General features: G+C 56.8%; 18 protein-coding genes. 9 read left to right on the plus strand and 9 right to left on the minus strand.

Annotated elements, in window-relative coordinates; translation table 11 throughout:
• Positions 1-24 precede the first annotated feature (24 nt).
• The 5 genes from lipB to sucB form a co-directional block, all read right to left on the minus strand.
• On the minus strand, positions 25-798 hold the full coding sequence (gene lipB, locus CKV99_RS03345; protein ID WP_092254410.1) for a lipoyl(octanoyl) transferase LipB: 774 nt from the start codon (positions 796-798) through the stop codon (positions 25-27).
• A gap of 26 nt (positions 799-824) precedes the next feature.
• Positions 825-1,214 carry a glycine cleavage system protein GcvH gene (gene gcvH, locus CKV99_RS03350; protein WP_092254413.1) on the minus strand — a complete coding sequence of 130 codons (390 nt, stop codon included), beginning with the start codon at positions 1,212-1,214 and terminating at the stop codon, positions 825-827.
• Positions 1,215-1,218: 4 nt separating this feature from the next.
• A complete protein-coding gene (gene gcvT / locus CKV99_RS03355) occupies positions 1,219-2,283 on the minus strand; it encodes a glycine cleavage system aminomethyltransferase GcvT (RefSeq protein WP_092254416.1) in 1,065 nt (354 codons plus the stop codon).
• Between the two features lie 46 nt (positions 2,284-2,329).
• Positions 2,330-5,200 carry an aminomethyl-transferring glycine dehydrogenase gene (gene gcvP / locus CKV99_RS03360; protein WP_092254419.1) on the minus strand — a complete coding sequence of 957 codons (2,871 nt, stop codon included), beginning with the start codon at positions 5,198-5,200 and terminating at the stop codon, positions 2,330-2,332.
• Positions 5,201-5,336: 136 nt separating this feature from the next.
• Positions 5,337-7,457 (minus strand): 2-oxoglutarate dehydrogenase, E2 component, dihydrolipoamide succinyltransferase, encoded by a 2,121-nt coding sequence (sucB, locus tag CKV99_RS03365; protein ID WP_095114669.1) that lies wholly within the window; start codon positions 7,455-7,457, stop codon positions 5,337-5,339.
• A 138-nt stretch (positions 7,458-7,595) separates the two neighbouring features.
• Here sucB and CKV99_RS03370 point away from each other — a divergent pair, with 138 nt between their 5' ends.
• A complete protein-coding gene (locus CKV99_RS03370) occupies positions 7,596-7,988 on the plus strand; it encodes an oxidoreductase (RefSeq protein ID WP_092254425.1) in 393 nt (130 codons plus the stop codon).
• Positions 7,989-8,017: 29 nt separating this feature from the next.
• Here the strand turns inward: CKV99_RS03370 and CKV99_RS03375 are convergent, their stop codons facing one another.
• A complete protein-coding gene (locus tag CKV99_RS03375; protein WP_092254428.1) occupies positions 8,018-9,469 on the minus strand; it encodes a leucyl aminopeptidase in 1,452 nt (483 codons plus the stop codon).
• A 74-nt stretch (positions 9,470-9,543) separates the two neighbouring features.
• Here CKV99_RS03375 and CKV99_RS03380 point away from each other — a divergent pair, with 74 nt between their 5' ends.
• A complete protein-coding gene (locus CKV99_RS03380; RefSeq protein ID WP_092254431.1) occupies positions 9,544-10,647 on the plus strand; it encodes a branched-chain amino acid aminotransferase in 1,104 nt (367 codons plus the stop codon).
• A gap of 47 nt (positions 10,648-10,694) precedes the next feature.
• Here CKV99_RS03380 and CKV99_RS03385 read toward each other — a convergent pair whose 3' ends face one another.
• Together CKV99_RS03385 and CKV99_RS03390 are read right to left on the minus strand one after the other, a co-directional pair.
• Positions 10,695-11,738, minus strand: a complete 1,044-nt coding sequence (locus CKV99_RS03385; protein ID WP_092254434.1) for a nicotinate-nucleotide--dimethylbenzimidazole phosphoribosyltransferase — start codon at positions 11,736-11,738, stop codon at positions 10,695-10,697.
• A gap of 66 nt (positions 11,739-11,804) precedes the next feature.
• Positions 11,805-12,524: a DUF3043 domain-containing protein gene (locus tag CKV99_RS03390; protein WP_092254437.1), complete on the minus strand. Its 720-nt coding sequence runs from the start codon at positions 12,522-12,524 to the stop codon at positions 11,805-11,807.
• 175 nt (positions 12,525-12,699) lie between these two features.
• On the opposite strand from CKV99_RS03390, the gene CKV99_RS03395 reads away from it, so the two are divergent.
• Positions 12,700-13,044, plus strand: coding sequence for a HesB/IscA family protein (locus CKV99_RS03395; protein ID WP_092254440.1), 345 nt, complete (start codon positions 12,700-12,702; stop codon positions 13,042-13,044).
• Between the two features lie 79 nt (positions 13,045-13,123).
• Here CKV99_RS03395 and asnB read toward each other — a convergent pair whose 3' ends face one another.
• Complete coding sequence (gene asnB, locus CKV99_RS03400; protein ID WP_092254443.1) at positions 13,124-15,052, minus strand: asparagine synthase (glutamine-hydrolyzing); 1,929 nt, start codon at positions 15,050-15,052, stop codon at positions 13,124-13,126.
• Positions 15,053-15,533: 481 nt separating this feature from the next.
• Here asnB and ctaC point away from each other — a divergent pair, with 481 nt between their 5' ends.
• The 6 genes from ctaC to qcrB all read left to right on the plus strand — a co-directional run bounded on the left by ctaC (position 15,534) and on the right by qcrB (position 21,909).
• Complete coding sequence (ctaC, locus tag CKV99_RS03405) at positions 15,534-16,628, plus strand: aa3-type cytochrome oxidase subunit II (protein WP_092255602.1); 1,095 nt, start codon at positions 15,534-15,536, stop codon at positions 16,626-16,628.
• A gap of 19 nt (positions 16,629-16,647) precedes the next feature.
• Complete coding sequence (ctaF, locus tag CKV99_RS03410) at positions 16,648-17,079, plus strand: aa3-type cytochrome oxidase subunit IV (RefSeq protein ID WP_092254446.1); 432 nt, start codon at positions 16,648-16,650, stop codon at positions 17,077-17,079.
• 473 nt (positions 17,080-17,552) lie between these two features.
• The gene (ctaE, locus tag CKV99_RS03415; protein WP_177178065.1) at positions 17,553-18,173 is read left to right on the plus strand and encodes an aa3-type cytochrome oxidase subunit III; all 621 of its coding nucleotides are present in this window, start codon (positions 17,553-17,555) and stop codon (positions 18,171-18,173) included.
• A gap of 51 nt (positions 18,174-18,224) precedes the next feature.
• Entirely contained in the window at positions 18,225-19,070 is an 846-nt protein-coding gene (gene qcrC / locus CKV99_RS03420) for a cytochrome bc1 complex diheme cytochrome c subunit (RefSeq protein ID WP_092254449.1), read from the plus strand.
• Positions 19,067-20,290 carry a cytochrome bc1 complex Rieske iron-sulfur subunit gene (gene qcrA, locus CKV99_RS03425; RefSeq protein WP_092254452.1) on the plus strand — a complete coding sequence of 408 codons (1,224 nt, stop codon included), beginning with the start codon at positions 19,067-19,069 and terminating at the stop codon, positions 20,288-20,290. Before qcrC ends, qcrA begins: the two co-directional genes overlap by 4 nt.
• Complete coding sequence (gene qcrB, locus CKV99_RS03430; protein ID WP_092254455.1) at positions 20,290-21,909, plus strand: cytochrome bc1 complex cytochrome b subunit; 1,620 nt, start codon at positions 20,290-20,292, stop codon at positions 21,907-21,909. The genes qcrA and qcrB overlap by 1 nt, the downstream gene beginning before the upstream one ends.
• Positions 21,910-22,366: the final 457 nt, after the last annotated feature.

A 22,366-nucleotide genomic window follows, 5' to 3' on the forward strand; every position in this document is an offset into this window, starting at 1 on the left:
AATACCAGATTCAGTGCAGGGGGCCTAACGCCGCGGCAAACCCTTCGTGGGGTCCGGCATCGTTTTAAACGTGTGGTCTGCAACGATGAGCCGGCCAGCCAATGCGTCATCAAGCGCAGCCAATAACGGGTCCGTGACATCATCGGGGGTGACCTCGCGGCCCAGCTCTAAGCTCATGGTGGTGTTGTCTGCATCGTCGATGCCACACGCCACGATATGGCTGTAGTACTCAAGAGTATTGTTGCAGTTCAGCGCCAGCCCATGCATGGTCACCCCGCGTGAGATGCGAATCCCCAGCGCGGAGATCTTGCGGTCGCGCGTCGGTGCAACCGGGTCAGCTGCCGCCACTTCAGCGGGCACCCACACGCCACTGCGCCCATCAATCCGCCCGGCAGATTCCACACCTACCTGGCGTACCGTTTGGATGATCGCTTCTTCGAGCCGGCGCACGTAGTCGACCACATCGACAGGGTCCGCCAGTTTGAGAATGGGGTAGACCACCAGCTGGCCCTCACCGTGCCACGTGATACGCCCACCACGGTCCACATCAATCACCGGCAACCCGTTGGTGGGGCGGTCCTCAGGTTGGGTGCGCTTTCCAGCGGTATAAACACTCGGGTGCTGCAACACCAGCACAGTGTCGGGCACCTGATCGTCGGCACGCGCACGCGCAATCTCAGCCTGCATGTCCCAGGCCTGTTGATAGTCCACAAGCCCCAACCGACGCACATCAAGTGGCTCAGCTGAGGCTCGAATGGACTTGTCTGCGGGGAAAAACGGATCGCGCGGTGCAGTCATACCGCCCGATGTTACGCCACCGAAGTTTAGGACACGCCGTTTGCTTTCGCGTACTCCTCGGCAGTCATCAGTGGGCCAACCTCGGTGACCTCCACCTCAAACAGCCAGCCTTCGCCGAATGGGTCGGAGTTAATGATCTCGTAGCCATCGTGCACCGCGTCATTCACTGCGGTCACAGTCCCGGTGACAGGGCAGTACAGGTCAGACACGCTCTTGGTAGATTCGACCTCACCGCAGGTTTCGCCGGCGGTGACGGTATCGCCCACCTCAGGCAGCTCGGCAAAGACAACCTCGCCCAAACGTTCAGTAGCCACCGAGGTAATGCCAACACGCACGGTAGTGCCAGTGGCGGCCTCGGGGGTGGAGTTGATCCATTCGTGGTCTTCGGAGTAGGAAAATTCCTGGGGCATGCTCATGTGCTTAATCCTTTCGAGAGTAAAACGGGGTTGTAGAAATAGTAAACGGATAACGGCGTCCGCGGATGTCAATTTCAACATCAGTTCCGATTTCCGCATGTTCTGGGGCCAGATGCGCCAGCGCCACCGGGTAGCCCAATGTCGGCGAGGGCTGACCTGAAGTCACCGTGCCGATCTTCTGATCAGCCAGGTACACCTCCGCACCACTGCGCGCAGCGCGACGCTGCTCCGATGTCAGACCAGCAATCACAAACTCAGGTTCGCGCCCGGTGAGGGCTTGCTTGCCGACGAAATCCGCGTCCTTCTTCGCAAACGCCCGCGTCATGCCAGCCTCCACCGGAGTCACCTGCTCGGACAACTCGTTGCCAAACAGCGGCATCGCGGCCTCGAGACGCAGCGAATCGCGGGCCGCCAAACCACAGGGGGTGGCTCCGGGGGCAACGTACTCCCACACCACGGAAGCGTCTTCGGCAGCAACGTAAAGCTCGAAGCCGTCCTCGCCGGTGTATCCGGTGCGTGCCACCAACACGTCGGTGCCCTGCAAGCTCATAGGTTCAGCTGAATAGTAGGAGAGCTTGTCGGGGTCGTCGTCAAGCATGGTCTGCAGCAACGCCACAGAGCCGGGCCCCTGGACAGCTACCAGCGCGGTGTCACGCGACTGATTATCCAGACGGACGTCAAAACCCTCAGCCCGTTGCTGGAAAGCCTGCCACACAGTGTCAGTATTCGAGGCGTTAGGCACCACCAGGAAGTCCTCCTGGCCCAAACGGTAAGTGATCAAGTCATCGAGAATGCCTCCCTGCTCGTTGACCAGCATGGAATATTTCGCCTTACCCAGCTTCAGAGTGCTGAGCTGCGAGATCAACGCATAGTCTAGAAAAGCAGCTGCGTCGGGGCCGGTAACAGCAATCTCGCCCATGTGGGACAGATCGAACACACCGACGGCGTTGCGGACAGCGCGGTGCTCGTCCAGCTCGTTGTCATACTTCAGCGGCATGTCCCAGCCGCCGAAATCAGTAAACGTTGCGCCCAGCTTCTCGTGGACGGCGTGCAGTGGTGATTGAGTCATTATGTTAGTCCTTATCTATACGGCATCGATCAGCATCTATCAGCATCTATTCGGTGGCGTCTCCACTATCGAAGAAGGCCGGAGGTGGGCAGGAGCACGCAAGGTTGCGGTCGCCATAGGCATCATCGATACGGCGCACCGGTGGGAAATACTTCCAGCGACGCAACGTGTCCACCGGGTAGGCGGCCTTCTCGCGGCCGAAAGAGTAATCCCACTCGTTGCGGCTGACAGACAAAGCAGTAAACGGTGCGTGGGCAATCACAGACACCTCGTAGGCCACCTTGCCATCAATAATCTCCTGGATCTCCGCACGAATAGTTTTCATCGCCGTGATGAAACGGTCCAGCTCATCCTTGTCCTCAGACTCAGTAGGCTCCACCATCACGGTGCCCGCCACCGGGAAAGCCAGGGTAGGGGCGTGGAAGCCAAAATCCATCAGGCGCTTACATACATCCAACGCAGTCACCCCAGACTTGTCTGTCAGATCGCGTAAATCCAAGATGCACTCGTGGCCCACCAACCCAGCGTTGCCGGTGTAGAGGGTGGGGAAGTCGTCGGCAAGCATACGCGAAATATAGTTCGCGCCCAGGACAGCATGCGCGGTAGCCTGCGCCAGGCCCGCATAGCCCGTCATAGCGATGTACGCCCAGGAAATCTGCAACACACCCGCCGAACCAAACTTGGTAGAAGCCACCGGCACGCCCTCACCCACAGGTACCGGGGCGGAGGCATCCACGGTTATCGGATCAGCCGGCAAGAACGGAATGAGGTGCTCTGCCACACCAATCGGGCCCACACCAGGGCCACCGCCACCGTGCGGAATGGTAAACGTCTTATGCAGGTTCAGGTGCGAGACATCGCCACCGAAATCACCCGGGCGCGCAATACCCGTCAACGCGTTCATGTTCGCGCCATCGATATAGACCTGGCCGCCGGCCGCATGCACCTTGTCACACACCTCGCGCACCTCAGGATCAAACACACCGTGAGTGGACGGGTAAGTGATCATAATCGCTGCGACCTGAGGGCCATACTGCTCCAACTTCGCGTCTAAGTCAGCGGTGTCGATAGAACCATCATCGGCCGTCTTGACCACCACCACCCGCAGGTTTGCCAGGGTGGCCGAAGCAGCATTCGTACCATGCGCCGACGACGGGATCAAACAGATATCGCGCCCACTGTCCCCTTGGGCTTCGTGGTAGCGGCGAATCGCCAACAAGCCAGCCAACTCACCCTGCGAACCCGCATTCGGCTGCACACTCACCTTCGCATAACCCGTCAACTGCGCCAACCAGTCTTCCAACTCCGCGATCAGCTCACGCCAGCCCTGCGTGTACTGATCAGGGGTGTACGGGTGCACGTCCGCAAACCCAGGCCACGTAATCGCCTCCAAGCCCGCAGTAGGATTCAGCTTCATCGTGCACGAACCAAGCGGAATCATCGCTCGGTCCAGCGCCAAATCCTTATCACCCAGCATGCGGATATAGCGCATCAGCTGAGTCTCCGAGTGGTAGGTGTTAAACACCTCGTGCTGCAAAGGCGCCTCAGCTCGCGCAAGCTCCCCAGGCAACTCGAAGGAGTGATCGTCGGCAAGCGCCGTGATACCAAAACCAGCCACCAGCGCGGCCAAGTCACGCTCCGAGGTGCCCTCGCCGAAACTCACGCCAACGGTATCCGCATCAATCGCGCGCACCAGGTAACCAGATTGAGCGAGCGTATCGACGATCCCCTCAGCACGCCCCGGCACCTCGATAGCAACCGTGTCAAAGAAATGCTCATGCTTGACAGAAAGCCCCGCCTGCGCAACCGACGCAGCAAACCTGCCCGCCCACTGGTGAATATCCTGCGCAATCGCAGTCAAACCCTCAGGGCCATGGTATACCGCGTAAAAGGAGGCCGTAACCGCCAGCAACGCCTGCGCCGTACAAATATTACTGGTCGCGCGTTCACGGCGAATATGCTGCTCACGAGCCTGCAGCGCCAAACGGTACGCAGGCACCCCTTCAGCATCCTTCGACACGCCCACCAGGCGGCCAGGGATCTGGCGCTTCAACTTATCCGTGACAGCCATATAAGCGGCATGCGGACCGCCGTAAAATAAGGGCACACCAAACCGCTGCGTGGAACCAACCACAATGTCTGCGCCCATCGCGCCGGGCGACTCCAACACCATCAACGCCAGCGGGTCCGCCACCACCGCGGCCAAGCCACCGCGGCTATGGATCGCATCGATAACCGGGCGGGGGTCCTTGATGTCTCCCTCCGTGCCTGGGTACGCAATTACCACCCCCACAAGGTCTTCACCGACCAGTGTGGAATCCAGTGCGGTGATCTCCACCTCCAGATCGATGGCGCGGGCACGCTCAGCGGCCACAGCCAACACTTGGGGGTGGAGGCGCTGATCCAAGATCACGCGGCGGCCCTTTTTGACAGCTCGGCTCATCAGCCCTATTGCTTCGGCCGTGGCAGAAGCCTCGTCGAGAAGCGACGCATTCGACATTGGTAGACCAGTGAGCTCCTGGACCATCGTCTGGAAGTTTAATAATGCCTCAAGGCGACCCTGGGAAATCTCCGGCTGGTACGGGGTGTACGCCGTGTACCAACCGGCGTCTTCCACCACGCCGCGGCGGATCACCGGGGGAGTGATGGTCGTCGAAAAGCCCTGCCCGTAGAAGGCCTTGAGTACGGTGTTCTTGCCTGCAAGCTCGCGGAGGCGCTGTTGTGCTTCGTGCTCTGCAAGCGCCGGAGGAAGATCCGGAACTTCCGTGGCGGTAAGCTTCGGGGGCAAAGTGGCATCCATGAGCTCGTCTAGGGTTGCGTAGCCGATAGCACCCAGCATCTCGTCGCGCTGCTTGGACGTTGGGCCGAGGTGGCGGTGGATAAACGGGGATGATTCCGAAATGTGTGGCAGAGCCATGCACAACTTCCTTAATTGTCGGGAGTGATTGATGTTCCTCTCATCATATTCTGTCAGCACGGACACTGGTATATATATGCAAAACCGCCACCTTCCCAGGGGTAGGGAGGTGGCGGTAGCAGCGCTTATGCCCGGACTACAGGCCGAGGTCATCCTCAAAGTCGCCGGTCTCTAGGCGATCCTTGATGGTAGTGACGAATCGACCCGCGTCTGCACCGTCAACCAGCTGGTGGTCGTAGGTGAACGGCAGGTAGCACATCTGGCGGATGGCGATGGAGTCCACGCCGTCCTCAGTGATGATGACAGGGCGCTTCTCAATCGCAGCCGTGCCCAGGATCCCTGCCTGGGGAGGAGTGAGCACCGGCGTATCCAGCAGCGCACCTTCGGAACCAATGTTGGTCACGGTAAAGGTTGCACCAGACAGGTCATCCGGACGCAGCTTCTTGTTACGTGCGCGATCTGCCAGGTCTGCGATAGCCTTCGCGATCTCAGCTAAGTTGAGGTTCTGAGCATCCTTGATCACAGGCACCAGTAGACCCTGTGGGGTGTCCACAGCGATACCGATATTCACAGCTTCGTGGTAGGTGATCTCCTTCGCCTCAGCGTTATAAGACGCGTTGACATTCGGGTGGGAGACCAAAGCCTCAGCAGTAGCCTTGACAAAGAACGCTAGGTAGGTGATGTTCACGCCGTACTTTTCGACGAAAGCTGGCTTAGCTTTCTTACGCAGCTCTGCGACGCGGGTGACATCCACTTCCTGAACGTGGGTGAGCTGTGCCGTGGTCTGCAGCGACTCAACCATCTTCGTCGCGGTGATCTCGCGGATCCGGTTGACCTTCTGGGTGGTGCCGATCAGCTCAGCCTTCTCTGGGTCAACAGACTTGGTGGACCAGTTAGCGCGAGAGCCCTTTGGTGCAGCCTTCTGTTCAGACTTAGATGCGTCTGCGGATTCTGAAGCTGCAGAATCATCCTTGGCCGCAGCCAAGACATCCTGCTTACGGATGCGGCCACCAACACCGGTGCCCTCAATCGAGTTCAAGTCAACGCCGTGCTTATCAGCCAGCTTGCGCACCAAAGGAGTGACGTAAGGAACGTTGCCGGAGTTATTGACCTTCTCCGATCCTGGAGTCTGCTTCGGCTCATCCTTAGCGGCGGGCTGCTTTTCCTCCTGCTTTTCTTCCTGAGATTCGGACTTCTTCTCCTCGGACTTGTCCTTCTCGTCGGATTCGTCAGCGTCGGCACCTGCGTCGTCAGTATCAGCGCTTGCATCAGCGTCGGCCGCAGCGTCTGCGTCGCCGATGCGTGCGATGACTTCGCCGACTTCGACGGTGTCGTCTTCCTCGGCGAGGATTTCTACCAGGGTGCCTGCCACAGGCGATGGGATTTCGGTGTCGACTTTGTCGGTAGAGACCTCAAGGAGTGGTTCGTCGACCTCGACTTCGTCGCCGACTTCCTTCAGCCACGTGGTGATGGTGCCTTCGGTGACAGACTCGCCAAGTTCTGGCATCTCAACATCGGTAGCTTCACCGGAGCCACCGGACTTCTTCTTCGGCTTGGCATCCTTCGCCTCGTCAACGGTAGCGTTGTCTTCCTTGGACTCAGCTTCTTCGATAGCCTCGTCGGAAGGAACATCGCCGTCCTCATCCTCAGCGGCCGCAGCGTCTGCGTCGCCGATGCGTGCGATGACTTCGCCGACCTCGACGGTGTCGTCTTCCTCAGCGAGGATTTCTACCAGGGTGCCTGCCACAGGCGATGGGATTTCGGTGTCGACCTTGTCGGTAGAGACCTCAAGGAGTGGTTCGTCGACCTCGACTTCGTCGCCGACTTCCTTCAGCCACGTGGTGATGGTGCCTTCGGTGACAGACTCGCCAAGTTCTGGCATCTCAACGTCGGTGGCCTTGCCAGAAGCCTTCCCAGAACTGCCGGAAGATTTCTTCTCTTCCTTCTCTTCTGGCTCGTCTTTCTCTTCTGGCTCATCCTGTTCCTCGGCTGCGTCTGCGCCAGAGTCGGCGGAATCGCCCTCATCACCGACGATGGCGATGACTTCGCCGACCTCGACGGTGTCGTCCTCCTCCGCCTTGATCTCTAGCAGCACGCCAGCGACAGGGGACGGGATTTCGGTGTCAACCTTGTCGGTAGAGACCTCGAGCAACGGTTCGTCGACCTCGACGGTATCGCCGACTTCCTTCAGCCACGTGGTAATTGTGCCTTCGGTGACGGATTCGCCCAGCTCGGGCATCTCAACTGAGTGCGCCATGTTTTGAGTCTCCTCGAAAATTAGTTAAACGGAAGCTTTATGCGTCCAGAGTACCTGTTGACAAAACTTTGTGGGCATAAACCTTGCATAGATGGGGCGAATTAAAACTACCCCCATACCTAAGTATGATGGATAATTGTGTTTAACCTTTTCGGACGCAAGAAAAAGTCCTCACCCCTGACCCCTCCCCGCGGTCCAGGTGAGACAATCCGCCCCGAAGATAGTGCCTACCTCGCCGAGTGGGTGAAAGGCCGTGCCTTCGTCGAGGGGTTCGTCGAACCCGAAACGATGGTCAACGAGATGTCGGTTGTGCTTGTCGACGAAAATGGTGAGCACACGCGTCGCCGCATCGGAGGTCCGAAAGGCATCGACGCCGTAGCGAAGCTGCTCAATATCCCCATCTACGACGTGGAGGAGACCGGCTACCCTGATCGCATGCGCCGCAAAATAGAGCAGGAGCGCATCTTGCGCAAACGTGCCGAACAGCGGGAACGCCGCGCCAAATTCGAGCGCGGCGAAGACCCCAACTAGTAAACCGGTGCACACCCCGTTCGCAGTACTTAAGAAAGGCTCCGCAGCACGTCAACAATGGTGCGCACGCCATAGCCCGTTGCACGCTTCGGTGTGTAGGCGTGCGCGCTGCCGCCATTAAAGGCAGGTCCGGCAATATCAACGTGAGCCCACTGAATGCCCTCGCCCACAAACGCCTCAATGTACCGGCCAGCTACCAGCATGCCGGCAAAACGCGAGCTGTGGGAGTTGCGCACGTCTGCAATCGGGGACTTGAGATCATCCGCGGTCTCCTCAGGCAGCGGCATCGCCCAAGCAGGCTCGCCGGCATCGCGGGCCACAGCAGCAACATGGTCGCGGAACTCATCGCTACCCATCACACCAGCGGTCCGAGCACCCAAAGCCACCAGCTGCGCACCGGTCAGAGTAGAAGCCTCAATCAGATAATCTGGTTTCTCCTCAGAAGCACGCGCGAGCGCGTCGGCAAGCACCACACGGCCCTCAGCATCCGTATTGATAATCTCGGAGGTCTTGCCACCGTAGTGGGTGATCACATCGCCCGGGCGGGTTGCGCCGCCGGAAGGCATATTTTCTGCCATCGACAGCCACGTATCAATCTGCACCGGCACTCCCAAGCGGGCCGCAGCAATGGTGGCCCCCAGCATCATGGCGGAACCACCCATGTCGGAGATCATGTCCTCCATCTTGGAGCCAGGCTTCAGCGAGATACCACCAGTGTCGAAAGTAATGCCCTTGCCCACAAGCGCGACCTTCTTCTTCGCGCGGCGGGGCTTCCACTCGAGGTGAACCAGCCGGGGTGGGCGGTGAGATCCTTTGCCCACCGCAATCAGGCCCCCATAACCACCCTTCTCCAAGGCCTTCTCATCCAGTACCTCAACCTTGAGGCCCGCCTCTTTACCCACAGCCTGCACTAGCTCCGCGTAGACCTCGGGGTAGAGGTGGTTGGCTGGGGTGTTCACCAAGTCGCGGGCAAAATTCACGGACTCCGCTACAATTTGGGCCGTCTCGAACTCTTCCTTGGCAGATTTCTCACCCACAACAGTGACCACAGCCGGCTTCTGCTCTTCATCGCCAGCTGCCTTAAAACCGGCGTAAGTATAGCCACCAAGCAGCAGGCCCTCCACGATTGGTGCTACACCAAACTCGGTAGAGATAACGGCCTCCCGCACACCGGTGAGAGAACGTCCAAGTTCACCGGCTGCACGGCGCACGGCGTCGTCGTCAAGCTCCTCAGCATGCCCCAAGCCGAACGCGACAATCAGCTGATCGTCGAAAAGCACACGCGTGACCTCGCCATGCTTTCCTGTGGCGCCGACGCGCTCTAGCGCTTCGAGCAGCCCCTTCGGCACCAACTGGGTGACGGGCACCTCCAGTGCCTCGCCTTTGGTGACAGGGATCAAGAGGGTTTCGGGTTGCTTCGGTGCCTTCGCGGCAAAACCGAGCGTGAGCGTGGTTCCAGTAACCGGGAGGGTAAAGCTCATGAATACGTTCCTTTCTTAGTTGTACCCACGAGCATATCGACAACGCCCGACACAGCGCGAGTATGTTGGAACGCATGACCTCTCTTGAATTTCAGATCACAAAGACCACACACCCAACTACCGGCAAGGATCTGGAAGAGATCCTTGCAAACCCGCAGTTCGGAAAAAAATTTACTGACCACATGATCACCATCGACTGGACCGAGGACAAAGGCTGGCATGACGCGCAGCTGCGCCCCTACGAGTCCATCCCCATGGACCCCGCGACCACGGTCTTCCACTATGGCCAGGCAATCTTCGAAGGCTTGAAAGCCTACCGCCAGCCAGACGGAACGATTGCAACTTTTCGCCCGGAGGAGAACGCGAAGCGGATGCAGTACTCCGCGCGCCGCATGGCCATGCCCGAGCTCCCCGTAGAAGACTTTCTTGAAGCGCTGCGCCTGCTTGTCGACGCAGACCAGGACTGGGTACCAGCAGCCGGGGGAGAGGCCAGCCTTTACCTGCGTCCATTCATGATTTCCACCGAGGTTTCCTTGGGGGTCTCGCCTGCGGATGCATACCGCTTCTTCGTGATCGCCTCTCCGTCGGGCGCTTATTTCAAGGGTGGCCTGAAGCCTGTGAGCGTGTGGCTCAGTGAGGACTACACACGCGCCGCGCCAGGGGGAACCGGCGATGCGAAGTTCGCCGGCAATTATGCAGCTTCCTTGCTGGCCCAGGCACAGGCTGAGGAGAAGGGATGTGACCAGGTGGTGTGGCTTGACGGCATCGAACACAACTACATCGAAGAGATGGGCGGCATGAACCTCATGTTCGTCTATGGAACTGGCGACAACGCCAAGGTTGTCACCCCAGCGCTTTCAGGCTCCCTGCTGCCTGGCATCACGCGTGACTCCTTACTTCAGGTGGCGCGCGACATGGGTTATCAGACTGAGGAGCGCCGCATTCACAAGCAGGAATGGGCCGACGACGCTCGATCCGGTGCGATGAGCGAGGCCATGGCCTGCGGTACCGCTGCTGTGATCACTCCGGTGGGGCGAGTGCTGTCCAACCACGGCGAGTTCCTGGTGAACAACAACGAGCCCGGAAAGATCACCATGGCGATGCGCGAGCGTCTCACCGGCATTCAGCACGGCACAGTCGAAGATCTCCACGGCTGGGTATATCCACTGGTAAAGTAACGTTTCGGTGCGTCGATGCGCACGCTTTACGACGAGGGGATCACGCTTTACGGGTGTGGAGCATCCTTGACAACAGTTACGCGGGAGCGCGGCACCAAATCATCAATCTCATCGCCAACTAACTGGGCGGCGCAATTCAACAAAGGTAGTGCGGCAAGCGCGCCGGCACCTTGACCAGTAGACATATCTAAAGCGATGAGGGGGGTGAGATCCAGCGCCTGCAAGCTGATGAGGTGACACGGCTCGGGGGATAGCTGTCCTGCTGCCAACCAATCCTTCGTCCCTGGGGCCAGACGTTCTGCGACATATGCTGCGACGGCGGGGTAGGCACCGTCGATAAGCACTGGGGTGCGTCGCACAGCAGACTGGGCGATCAGCGCACCCAATGCCACGAAGCATGGGGCGGAGATTGCTGTGAGCACGGCGGGCACGTTGTCACGGAGGTGGCGGACGCGGAACATTGCATCGCGGATGATGGACACCTTGGTCTTCCATGCCTCATCGTTAATACCAGAACCCGGGCCTACCGCTAAGACTGGTTCAGTCCGGGTGAGCGCGCCGATAACTGCCGCAGCAATGGTGGTGTTGCCAACGCCCAGATCTGCAGGAACTATTAAGTCGGCACCAGCATCAATTTCTTGGTCAGCCAATCGCTTGCCAATGCCGATAGCGCGCTCAAACTGCTCAGTGCTCATGGCGTCTTCGACATCGATGGCACCAGTCGAACGGGAGACGCGTTCTTCTCCCCAGCTATCACGGTCCAATGACACGTCGACGAGGCGCACCGCGGCACCAGCAGCACGGGCCATGGTGTGGACTGGGCCACCACCAGCCTGGATCTCTTCGGCTTGGGCAACTGACGCCTCCACAGGAAACGCAGAAACACCACGTGTGGCGATTCCATGGTCCCCAGCGATAACGATGGTGCGCGCCTGCTCGAAAGGGACCGGGCTTTCATTGCCTTGGCAGGCGGCTATCCACGCTCCGGCGTCACCCAATCGCCCGAAAGATCCACCGCGGGGAGTGGACGCTACAGCGGCCGCCACCGTCGAGCGGATGGATTCATTAGGGCTGGTGACGGGGTTAAACACCTGGATTCACTCTCCAAAAGGCGATGTCGATGGAACTATTTATCCAAGCATAGCCCGTTCCCGGCGCTAAACAGTGCTACCAATCTCCACCTGAGGCTTAGGGGTGCGCCACTTCCGCGGCTGGGAAGCGCGCGAGTACGCGTACATACCGGTACCGAAACCGATGTCGGTAGCATTCGGGAATTTCTCCCTGGCGGCCTTATTGGCTGCTTTGCCGATATACAGGCCCTCACCAAACAATCCCAGGATGAGCAGCATCGACGCGCCTGTCACCACTACCGAAAGGGCGGGGAACCACGAGCTCAACACCATGACGATCAGCAGCACAATCATGAATGGCATCGCCCAATTTGTGAAGAACCGGCGCGAATCCACCCAGTCACGAATGTAGCGGCGCACATCGCCTTTGTCGCGATCGAGGAGGAAGCGTTCGTCGCCTTCGTTCATGCGACGTTGGATCTCGCGGTTTTGCTCGCGGTTTTCTTCACGATTTTTCTTCTTGTATTCGCGCCACTCTTTTTTCGTCATCGACTTTTTTAGTTCTTTATGGCGTTGCGCGGCTTCCGCTGGGCTGAGTGCATTGGGGTCGCGGACCACGCCGCGGGCTATCTCTTGCTCACGGCGCTTGGGCGTGGGCCTTCCCTTCGGCGGGGTATAGCCCTTTGGCAGGGGACGCTGAGCGTTTGTCGGCGACGTCGACTCCGGCGACGGGTTTGTTGAATCATTCAAGCCTGAAGAAGTGCTGCCGGACTTGTTGTCATCTTTTTTCTGCCAGGGAAGTTTCACGATTACTAGGCTACAAGGCCGGTAAGAAAATCGGGAATACGGGTCGTATCATTGGCGTTGTTGACGGTGTAGCCCTACCGTTTCTCCCCGAACGCGTGTACTGTGGACTGCTAACACGGGGTTAAACTCGGGCTGGACCGTTTAAATAAGGAAGCATAGTTTTAAGGAGACCATCATGACCGCACCTACCTCCTCTACCGGTGTCATCCTCACCGACGACGCCGCTGCTAAGGCAAAGGCACTACTCGACCAGGAAGGTCGCGACGATCTCTCCCTCCGAATCGCCGTCCAGCCGGGTGGCTGCGCTGGCTTGCGCTACCAGCTCTACTTTGATGATCGTGAGCTCGATGGCGATAAGGAAGACTTCGTTGGTGGTGTCCGGCTGGTCGTGGATAAGATGAGCGTGCCATACCTGGCAGGAGCAACCATTGACTTCGCGGACTCGATTGAGGCTCAGGGCTTCACCATCGACAACCCGAACGCAGGTGGCGCCTGCGCCTGCGGCGACTCATTTAACTAAAAATCGGTTTTGCACTCTTACAGCAGCACAAGGCCCGTGACAAGAATATGTCACGGGCCTACGGTTTGCGTCAGCGTTCCTACAGATCGATCGGATAGTTTTTCTGCTCAATTTTTGGGTCGATTCGCTTTTCGACGAATATCCCGTGCCACACCATGAACGCAAGAACAGTCCAGAGGCGACGCGAGTGGTCGGAGATTCCATCGCGGTGCTCCTTCAACATTTCCAAAACCTCTGGCTTGTTGAAGATGTCTTCGGTCTGAGACTCATTGATAGTGTCTTGGGCCCAGCCAAAGAGTTCGTCACCGGCCAGCCAATGGCGCATCGGAACTGGGAAGCCCAGCTTCTTGCGGTGCAGAACGTGGGCTGGGACGATCTGCTCAAGTGCTCGTCGTAAAGCGTACTTTGTCGTACCATTAGCAATCTTGAGGTGGTACGGGATGGTCTGCGCCACCTCGAATACTTCTTTGTCAAGGAATGGAACGCGCAGCTCAAGCGAGTTAGCCATATTGATTTTATCGGCCTTCACCAAGATATCGCCACGCATCCAAGTAAACAGGTCGAGGTGCTGCATGCGGGCAACCGGATCCATGTCTGCTGCTGCGGAAGCACGGTAAATCGGGGCGGTGACTTCGCGGTGATCCCACTCCGGCTTCGCCCACGGCAAGACGCGCTGCAGCTGCTGCCAATTAAAGTTGCGCGCATTGCCGTAGTAGCGCGTCTCCATCGGCTGGCTGCCGCGTTCAAGCAAAGACTTGCCCTTCATACCATCAGGCAAGATGCGCGAAAGCTGACCTAAGCCCTTGCGAAGGGGGGCCGGAACTTTTTCAAACGGTGTTAGCGATAACGGCTCTTTGTAGATGGTATAACCGCCGAACAGCTCGTCTGCTCCTTCTCCGGACAGGACCACCTTGACGTGCTTGCGTGCTTCTTGTGCCACGAAGTACAGCGGAACCAAGGAGGGGTCGGCCACGGGATCATCCAGATACCACATGATTTTCGGAATGGCGTCGGCGTATTCTTCCGGTGACACGATCTTGACGATGTGCTCTGCCCCGATTGCCTCCGCAGACTCTGCGGCGACATCCACCTCTGAGTAGCCCTTGCGTTCAAAACCGGTAGTGAAGGTAAGCAGATTCGGATTGTACTTCTTAGCCAGCGCAGCGATCGCGGTCGAGTCGATACCGCCGGAGAGGAACGAGCCGACAGTGACGTCTGCACGCATGTGCTTTTCGACGGAATCATCCAACACTCGAGCGATCCTGTCGAAGAGGGCCTGCTCCCTATCTTTCGGTACCGGAACTGTCTGGAACTGCGGATTGAAGTAGCGCACCGCTTCGACCCGTTCACCGGCCTGCATTGTGACATGGCAGCCGGACTCTACTCGGCGAATTTCCTTATGAAGGGACTCTGGTTCCGGAACATATTGCAGATCAACATAGTGTTCGATGGCGCGCTTATCAAGCTCAAGGCCTAGACCGATCTGATCGGCCATTTCCAGGATCGACTTCTTTTCAGACCCGAACACTGTTCCCGCTTCGGTCGTGGCGTAGTACAAAGGCTTGATACCGAACTGATCGCGGGCCGCAAACAGAGTCTGGGTTTCCGTATCCCAGATCAGGAAAGCAAACATGCCACGCAGGTGCTGGACAACATCCTTGCCCCAGTGGTGGTACCCAACGACGATGGTTTCGGAGTCGCCCGAAGTCTTGAATTCGTAGCCGGCGGCTTGGAGCTGAGCGCGAAGCTCAACGAAGTTGTAGATCTCGCCGTTGAAAACCAACGTGTAGCGTTCCGGTGCATCTACAGGGCCCCAGTGTAAAGGCTGATGGGAGTGCGCTAAGTCAATAATCGCAAGGCGATTAAAACCGAACACGACCGATTCATCATTCCACGTGCCCGCACCATCCGGGCCACGGTGGCGCATGCACGGCAGGCCCTGTTCCACGGCGTCAACATAGTCTGTGGCGTTGCCGCGACTGGTCAGCATTCCTAGTAGACCACACATAGCTTAAAAATTGCTCCTATATATAAGGTATAGAATGTCGGGAGCGCGCGCCCCGAGTTCAACAGTTCTCCACAGCAGTCTACGCGCATTGGGCTAAGGATTATCTCCCACCCGACTGAAGATGCAAAAAGATCCTGACGGGGTGGAGTGCGCACGGCGGTAAGGCACTTATCGGCAGTTAAGGTGATGTTTTTCGGTTCCACCTTTAGCTGGTCCCCGATTGGGGTGCAACTTTTGATGCACGCAAAAAATCCAAAATATGGCATACATCACATGGGGTGCGGGGTGGTGGCAACATTTGAGGGGGTAGATGCATAATGGCCTGTGGTTTAGTAACCGCGGCATAATCCCCGTTCAGCTATCGAAAGTTTGATCTTTACTATTGAATTAAAGGCGTGGGGCCGGTGAACTATCCTAGGTAGGTAGTAAAACTCGAATGCACTTCGAGACTTTTGTTGTGTGGACAGGAAGGCAGACACACGTGGAAAAGCGAAACAATGGTGGCTTCGCGCGCAAGCTCGGCGCTGTCAGCGCTATCGCGCTCGGTGGTCTAGCGCTAGCTGGCTGTGACGTAGCAGCCCCGGACGCGTTGGCCAACGTTTTGGACATGGGTTGGCCAGACCCGATAACTCCAGAGGGTCAGAGCATGTACAACTTCTGGATCTGGGTGTGGGTCACGGCATGGATCATCGGCATCATTATGTGGGCGATCTTCCTCGTGTCGATTTTCCGTTGGAACCGCAAGCGCCGAGAGGAGAAGGGTGCCGGTGAGTTTCCGAACCAGCTGCAATACAACATCCCACTAGAGTTGGTGTTGACCATTGCACCGATTGTCATCGTGATGGTGTTGTTCTTCTTCACTGTCCAGACACAGCAGAAAGTGATCGCTAAGGACAAGAACCCTGAGGTTGTCGTTGACGTCACTGGTTTCCAGTGGAACTGGAAGTTTGGTTACGCGAATGTCGCCGCAGATCTGGCGGGCACTAACGAGGACTATGTTGGCCTAGATGAAGAGCGTCAGGCGCGTGCCGACGAGACTCGCTTCGATCCCGAGGGTACTCCCAACGCAAACCCAATTCATGGACAGTCCAAGGGCGACCAGTCGTACCTGAACTTCAACAAGATCGAGACTCTGGGTACCACTGAAGAAGTACCGGTTTTGGTTCTTCCGGTGGATACTCCGATCGAGTTCCGACTCGCTTCCGGCGATGTTAACCATTCGTTCTGGGTGCCAGAATTCCTTTTCAAACGTGACGTTTACTCACACCCCGAGGTTAACCAGCAGGAGCGTAGCTTCCAGGTAGAATCCATCGATGAGACTGGCGCGTTTGTTGGTCGCTGTGCAGAAATGTGCGGTACCTATCACGCAATGATGAACTTTGAGCTGCGCGTCGTTGAACGCGATCAGTTCGTGCAGTATATGCAGTACCGTCTTGAGAATCCGGAGGCACCGAACTCCGAGGCTCTAGCGTCGATTGGCGAGGCTCCATATGCAACTTCGACCCATCCATTCGTTTCTGACCGTACCGGTACTCGTGACGAGCAGAACTACGTAGACAACAACGCGCGAGTCTAAGAAGGGCTAGGTAAAATCAATGGGACCATCAGCAAAACTCTTCTACGGCCTAGCGGCCTTCCTGGCTATCATGGCGGTTATGTACGCACTTGGAACTAGCTGGATTAGTGATGACGCGTACCTCTTCGGCTACGAATGGGCGGGTGGTGTCGCGATTATCCTCGCGATGGTCATGTCGCTCATGGTGGGAGGTTATCTCCACTTCACCGAGCGTCGAGCAGACGTTCTCCCAGAAGACTGGGAAGAGGCGGAGATCGAAGACGGCGCTGGCGTGCTGGGCTTCTTTGCCCCTAACTCCGTGTGGCCACTGGCGATGTCAGGCTCTATCTTTATCCTTGGTGCCGGCATTGCCTTCTGGCAGCTGTGGCTCGTGGTATTTGGTGGGGTATGCCTTATCTGGTCGACGACGATGCTAAACCTGCAGTTCTCCATCCCTCGGGAAAAGCACTAATTTCGAGCCAACACTCGTACCGGTAGCCATCGCCTTCTCTGCTGAAAAACCCACGGTGCCCATCACGAATTCGTGATGGGCACCGTGGGTTTCTGGTCTATCGTTCTAGGGGGTAACTGGGACGTTTCCGACTTTCGTCTCGGGGTCAACCGAAAGTATGGAACCTGCAGGAACATACCCCCATTATTTGTTAGCTCCATCACAAATCGGAACTAAGGAGCCATAGTTTAAAATTCAAACGTCAATCTAGGCCGAAATTTCGAGAGCCATGGTTGCAGGGTTGGACGTATTGACAGTGGATTGACCAGCATTAACGGCGCGTCGTTTGGAAGCACTAAAAAGTTCCCGTCCTAGCAAAACTCTTTTCTACAACTTTCGTTTGGGGTAAAAGTGCAGGTACATGACTTGCTAACAGGAAAATGGCGGGGGTGAACAAGGTGACTTTAGGTTTAAAACCGGCCATACTTACATGCGTGACGAGCGCAATTTCTAATGACAAAACGGCTGCGCAGCAACAGCGTGTGCCCGTGCTGAACCGACCAAATATGGTCAGCGTGGGTACCATCCTGTTCATGGCGCAGGAATTGATGTTCTTCGCTGGGCTTTTCGCGATGTACTTCACATCGCGCGCGAACGGCATAGCAACTGGTGACTGGGAGGTTCAGACAGCAAACCTGAACGTCCTCTACGGTGCAATTATTACCGTCATCTTGATCACCTCTTCTATCACATCGCAGTTCGGCGTCTTCGCTGCAGAAAGGGGTGACGTATACGGGCTGAGGAAATGGTTCACCATCACGATCCTTCTCGGCGTGATCTTCTTGGGCTTGGTTGCCTTCGAATGGTACGAGATGATCCATCACGGTGTAACCATCCAGAGCAGTGTCTATGGTTCGGTGTTCTACATCATTACCGGCTTCCACATGGCTCACGTAACAGCAGGCATTATCGCCTTCATTGTCGTGATGCTGCGTGTGTCCAAGTCGAAGTTCACACCTGCACAGGCAACTGCCGCAATGGTGACTTCCTACTACTGGCACTTCGTCGACTTGATCTGGGTCGGCGTGTTCATCACCTTGTACCTAGTCCAGTAATGACCATTCGGTCTGAAATCAAAACAACACATAGTCGCTAAAGGGATAAAGATGGAAAAGAACCCGAAGAAGGTGCGCAACCGCAAGGTGCGTCGCACAGTCGCCGGTGCTGCAGCCCTGACGGTCGGCCTAACTGGCGCAGGCATTTTGGCCACGGCTCTGACCCCGGACGCGCAGGTTGCCACGGCTCAGAGGGATGAGCAAGCGCTGATCCAGGAGGGCAAGGACCTCTACGACGTAGCATGCATCACCTGCCACGGCGCAAACCTGCAAGGCGTTGAAGACCGCGGGCCCGCCCTGATTGGCACCGGTGAAGGTGCCGTCTACTTCCAAGTGCACTCCGGGCGCATGCCGATGATGTCGAATGACGCTCAGGCTGAGCGTAAGCAGCCTCGTTACACAGAGCAGCAGTCGCTGGCGCTTGCAGCGTACGTCGCAGCAAACGGCGGAGGGCCCGGCCTCGTTTACAATGAGGACGGCACCCTAGCGATGGAGGAGCTGCGTGGCAAGAACTACAACGGGCAGATACAGCCTGAGGATGTCGCCCGTGGTGGTGAGCTGTTCCGCACTAACTGCGCTTCGTGCCACAACTTCACCGGTCGTGGCGGTGCCTTGTCATCAGGCAAGTACGCACCTGTACTGGACCCTGCAAATGAGCAGGAAATCTATCAGGCGATGCTCACCGGCCCACAGAACATGCCGAAGTTCTCAGACCGTCAGCTCACCGCTGATGAGAAAAAGGACATCATCGCATTCGTGAAATCATCGAAAGAAACACCGAGCCCTTCGGGTTACGCTCTCGGCGGACTAGGACCAGTTTCTGAGGGTCTGGCTATGTGGATTATTGGTGTCACCCTGATCGGTGCCGCCGCTATGTGGATTGGATCGCGCTCATGAGCAACGACGTAAATAAGAATTACACCGACCGCGAACTCGACGCGATGACTAATGTCGAGTTAGCAACTCTCGGCACTGAAATGGACGACGTCACCATTGCGTATCGCAAGGAACGTTTTCCGATTGATAATGATCCCGCCGAGAAACGTGCTGAGGCTGGCATCAATGCCTGGTTGATCGTTTCGATTATCGCCGGTATCGCATTCCTTGCTGTGTATCTCTTCTGGCCGTGGGAGCCTAAGTTCCACGGTGACGAGGGCTTGGCAATCTACACGATGTACACCCCGCTGCTGGGTCTAACTTCAGGCCTGGCCTTGCTCGGACTTGGTGTAGCTGTAATTCAGTACGTGAAGAAGTTCATCCCTGAAGAAGTAGCAGTACAGCGTCGACACGATGGCATCTCTTCTGAGGTTGATCGTCGCACTACTACCGCACTGCTGAACGACGCGTGGGAAACTTCCACGCTTGGTCGTCGTAATGTGATGAAGGGACTGCTCGGCGGTGCAGGCCTCTTGGCTGGTTTGGTCATCATCGCTCCCTTGGGTGGTGCTATCAAGGACCCATGGCGGCCGCGCCATGAGATGAACTACAACGGTGATGGCACTCTGTGGACTTCTGGATGGTCTCTCCATGACCAAGGCGTCAAGTTGTACCTCGCCCGCGACACCGGCGCAATCGCCGAGAAGCATGAGGGAGACACCGGCACACACTTCACCACGACTGGTGTTTCTCGTCTAGTTCGTGTCCGCCCGGAAGAGATCGCAGCCGCAGGCATGGAGACCGTCTACCCATTGGCAGCAGACGATGTTAACGACGGCGATCTCTACGATCCAACGCGAGATGTCTACGAAAACCATATGCATTCCATTCACGGTCCTCGTAACTCTGTCATGCTGATCCGTCTGCGTTCCGATGACGCAGCGAAAGTTGTGGAGCGTGAAGGTCAGGAAGACTTCCACTACGGCGACTACTACGCGTACTCCAAGATCTGTACGCACATTGGTTGCCCGACCTCGCTGTATGAAGCACAAACCAACCGTATTCTTTGCCCGTGCCACCAGTCGCAGTTCGATGCGCTGCAGTACGGCAAGCCAGTCTTCGGCCCAGCAGCTCGTGCACTGCCACAGCTGCCACTGGAGGTCGACGAAGACGGCTACCTCATCGCCCGTGGCAACTTCATTGAGCCACTTGGCCCGGCCTTCTGGGAGCGTAAGTCGTAATGAGTACAAAATTAGGTAAAGCCGCGAATGCTGTTGATTCGCGCATGACAATCGCGGGCTTCCTGCGCCCGCAACTGAATAAGGTATTCCCAACTCACTGGTCGTTCATGCTCGGTGAGGTAGCCCTCTACAGCTTCATTATTTTGCTGCTGACGGGTATTTACCTGGCACTATTCTTCGACCCATCGATCACGAAGGTGATCTACGACGGGGCTTACTTGCCGCTCAATGGTGTGGAGATGTCACGTGCATACGCGACCGCTCTGGACATTTCCTTCGACGTGCGTGGTGGACTGTTTGTTCGCCAGATGCACCACTGGGCAGCACTGCTGTTCATGATGTCCATGGTTGCGCATATGATGCGTATCTTCTTCACTGGAGCATTCCGTCGCCCACGTGAGGCTAACTGGATTATCGGTTGTACCCTGATTCTTCTCGGTATGATTGAGGGCTTCATGGGCTACTCTCTTCCGGACGACCTACTGTCAGGTGTTGGTCTGCGCATTATGTCCGCGATTATCCTGGCGGTCCCCATTTTGGGTACCTGGGTACACTGGGCAATCTTTGGTGGAGACTTCCCATCTGACCTGATGCTCGACCGTTTCTATATCCTGCACGTACTGGTTCTGCCGGGCTTGATCCTGGCTTTAATCGCCGCGCACGTTTTGCTGGTCTGGTATCAGAAGCACACGCAGTTCCCTGGTCCTGGTCGTACCGAAGACAATGTTGTGGGTATCCGCATCATGCCGGTTTTTGCCACCAAGGCCATCGGTATGGGGTTGATTGTGTTCGCAGTCTTGGCGGCAATGTCTGGTCTGACAACCATCAACGCAATTTGGAATATTGGCCCGTATAACCCGTCTCAGGTCTCCGCTGGTTCCCAGCCGGATATCTACATGCTGTGGACAGACGGCGCAGCCCGTGTCATGCCGGCATGGGAGCTCTACTTTGGTAACTACACCATCCCGGGTGCGTTCTGGGTTATCGTCATGGCCATGGTCATGGTGATCTTGCTGATCGCTTACCCCTGGATTGAAAAGAAGGCGACTGGCGATAACGCTCACCACAACCTGCTTCAACGTCCGCGTGACGTTCCGGTTCGCACAGGAATCGGTGTGATGGGCATCGTGTTCTTCCTGCTTCTTACCCTGTCTGGTGGTAACGACCTATTCGCCTACCACTTCCAGATCTCGTTGAACGCGATGACTTGGGTCGGTCGCATCGGCCTGATCGTGTTACCTCCAATTGCCTACTTCATCACCTACCGCATTTGCGTTGGTCTCCAGCGTTCTGACCGCGAGGTACTGGAACACGGCATTGAGACAGGCGTGATCAAGAAGCTGCCAAACGGTGCCTTCGTGGAAATCCACCAGCCGTTGGCTACCGATGCTGAAGGCAACGCAGTCCCGCTTGAGTACACTGGTGCTCGTGTTCCGAAGCAGATGAACCAACTGGGTTACTCTGACTCCGAGACCTCCGGTATGTTCAAGGCTGATGATCCTGAGATCATGGCGCGCCGTGCACAGATCAAGCGTGACAACCATCATGAAGAGATGGAAGCTCTGCGTCGGATCGACGAGCAGAACCGACTCGAGGATGAACAGAAGGGTCTCAACTAGAGACAACGCGAAGAATTGCGCTCACTACAGCGCCCCACCCTCCCCTTGGAGGATGGGGCGCTGTTTTTTCTTCAAAAGTGAAGCGGAGGCTTATGACTAGCGCTCCTTAGCACCGGCGAGAGGTGAAATAGAGAGCTTTCGAATAAGTGAGTGACCGAAACATTTTTCAAATAGTGTTTTCACTGTTTCGGAGCAGTGGCGGTTCCAAGAAGAATTTCAAGCGCTGCAGACGGAGAAAACTCAAACTTGTGTGGCCCATCTTTGTGCTTTTGCCGGTGCAATGTGAGGAAGAACACAATGGGACATGTTTTGAAGAAAAATAATAGTTTTTGGAAATCGTGAAAGTGAAATGGACCGGCCTGTCTGTCTAAAACTGCTGTTCAGAGACTTTTTATAATCTACAAGTTGCCGCAGAAATTGGTTTCGCTCTTGCGTTATTGACTGCCATTTTAGGCAC

This window comes from Corynebacterium cystitidis, assembly GCF_900187295.1.
In the GTDB taxonomy this organism is placed as follows: Bacteria; Actinomycetota; Actinomycetes; order Mycobacteriales; family Mycobacteriaceae; genus Corynebacterium; species Corynebacterium cystitidis.

Bases quoted from the DNA above. Each gene is read 5' to 3' on its own strand.
- lipB (WP_092254410.1), bottom strand. From the start codon at position 798: ATGACTGCACCGCGCGATCCGTTTTTCCCCGCAGACAAGTCCATTCGA.
- gcvH (WP_092254413.1), bottom strand. From the start codon at position 1,214: ATGAGCATGCCCCAGGAATTTTCCTACTCCGAAGACCACGAATGGATC.
- gcvT (WP_092254416.1), bottom strand. From the start codon at position 2,283: ATGACTCAATCACCACTGCACGCCGTCCACGAGAAGCTGGGCGCAACG.
- gcvP (WP_092254419.1), bottom strand. From the start codon at position 5,200: ATGGCTCTGCCACACATTTCGGAATCATCCCCGTTTATCCACCGCCAC.
- sucB (WP_095114669.1), bottom strand. From the start codon at position 7,457: ATGGCGCACTCAGTTGAGATGCCCGAGCTGGGCGAATCCGTCACCGAA.
- CKV99_RS03375 (WP_092254428.1), bottom strand. From the start codon at position 9,469: ATGAGCTTTACCCTCCCGGTTACTGGAACCACGCTCACGCTCGGTTTT.
- CKV99_RS03380 (WP_092254431.1), top strand. From the start codon at position 9,544: ATGACCTCTCTTGAATTTCAGATCACAAAGACCACACACCCAACTACC.
- CKV99_RS03395 (WP_092254440.1), top strand. From the start codon at position 12,700: ATGACCGCACCTACCTCCTCTACCGGTGTCATCCTCACCGACGACGCC.
- asnB (WP_092254443.1), bottom strand. From the start codon at position 15,052: ATGTGTGGTCTACTAGGAATGCTGACCAGTCGCGGCAACGCCACAGAC.
- ctaF (WP_092254446.1), top strand. From the start codon at position 16,648: ATGGGACCATCAGCAAAACTCTTCTACGGCCTAGCGGCCTTCCTGGCT.
- qcrC (WP_092254449.1), top strand. From the start codon at position 18,225: ATGGAAAAGAACCCGAAGAAGGTGCGCAACCGCAAGGTGCGTCGCACA.
- qcrA (WP_092254452.1), top strand. From the start codon at position 19,067: ATGAGCAACGACGTAAATAAGAATTACACCGACCGCGAACTCGACGCG.
- qcrB (WP_092254455.1), top strand. From the start codon at position 20,290: ATGAGTACAAAATTAGGTAAAGCCGCGAATGCTGTTGATTCGCGCATG.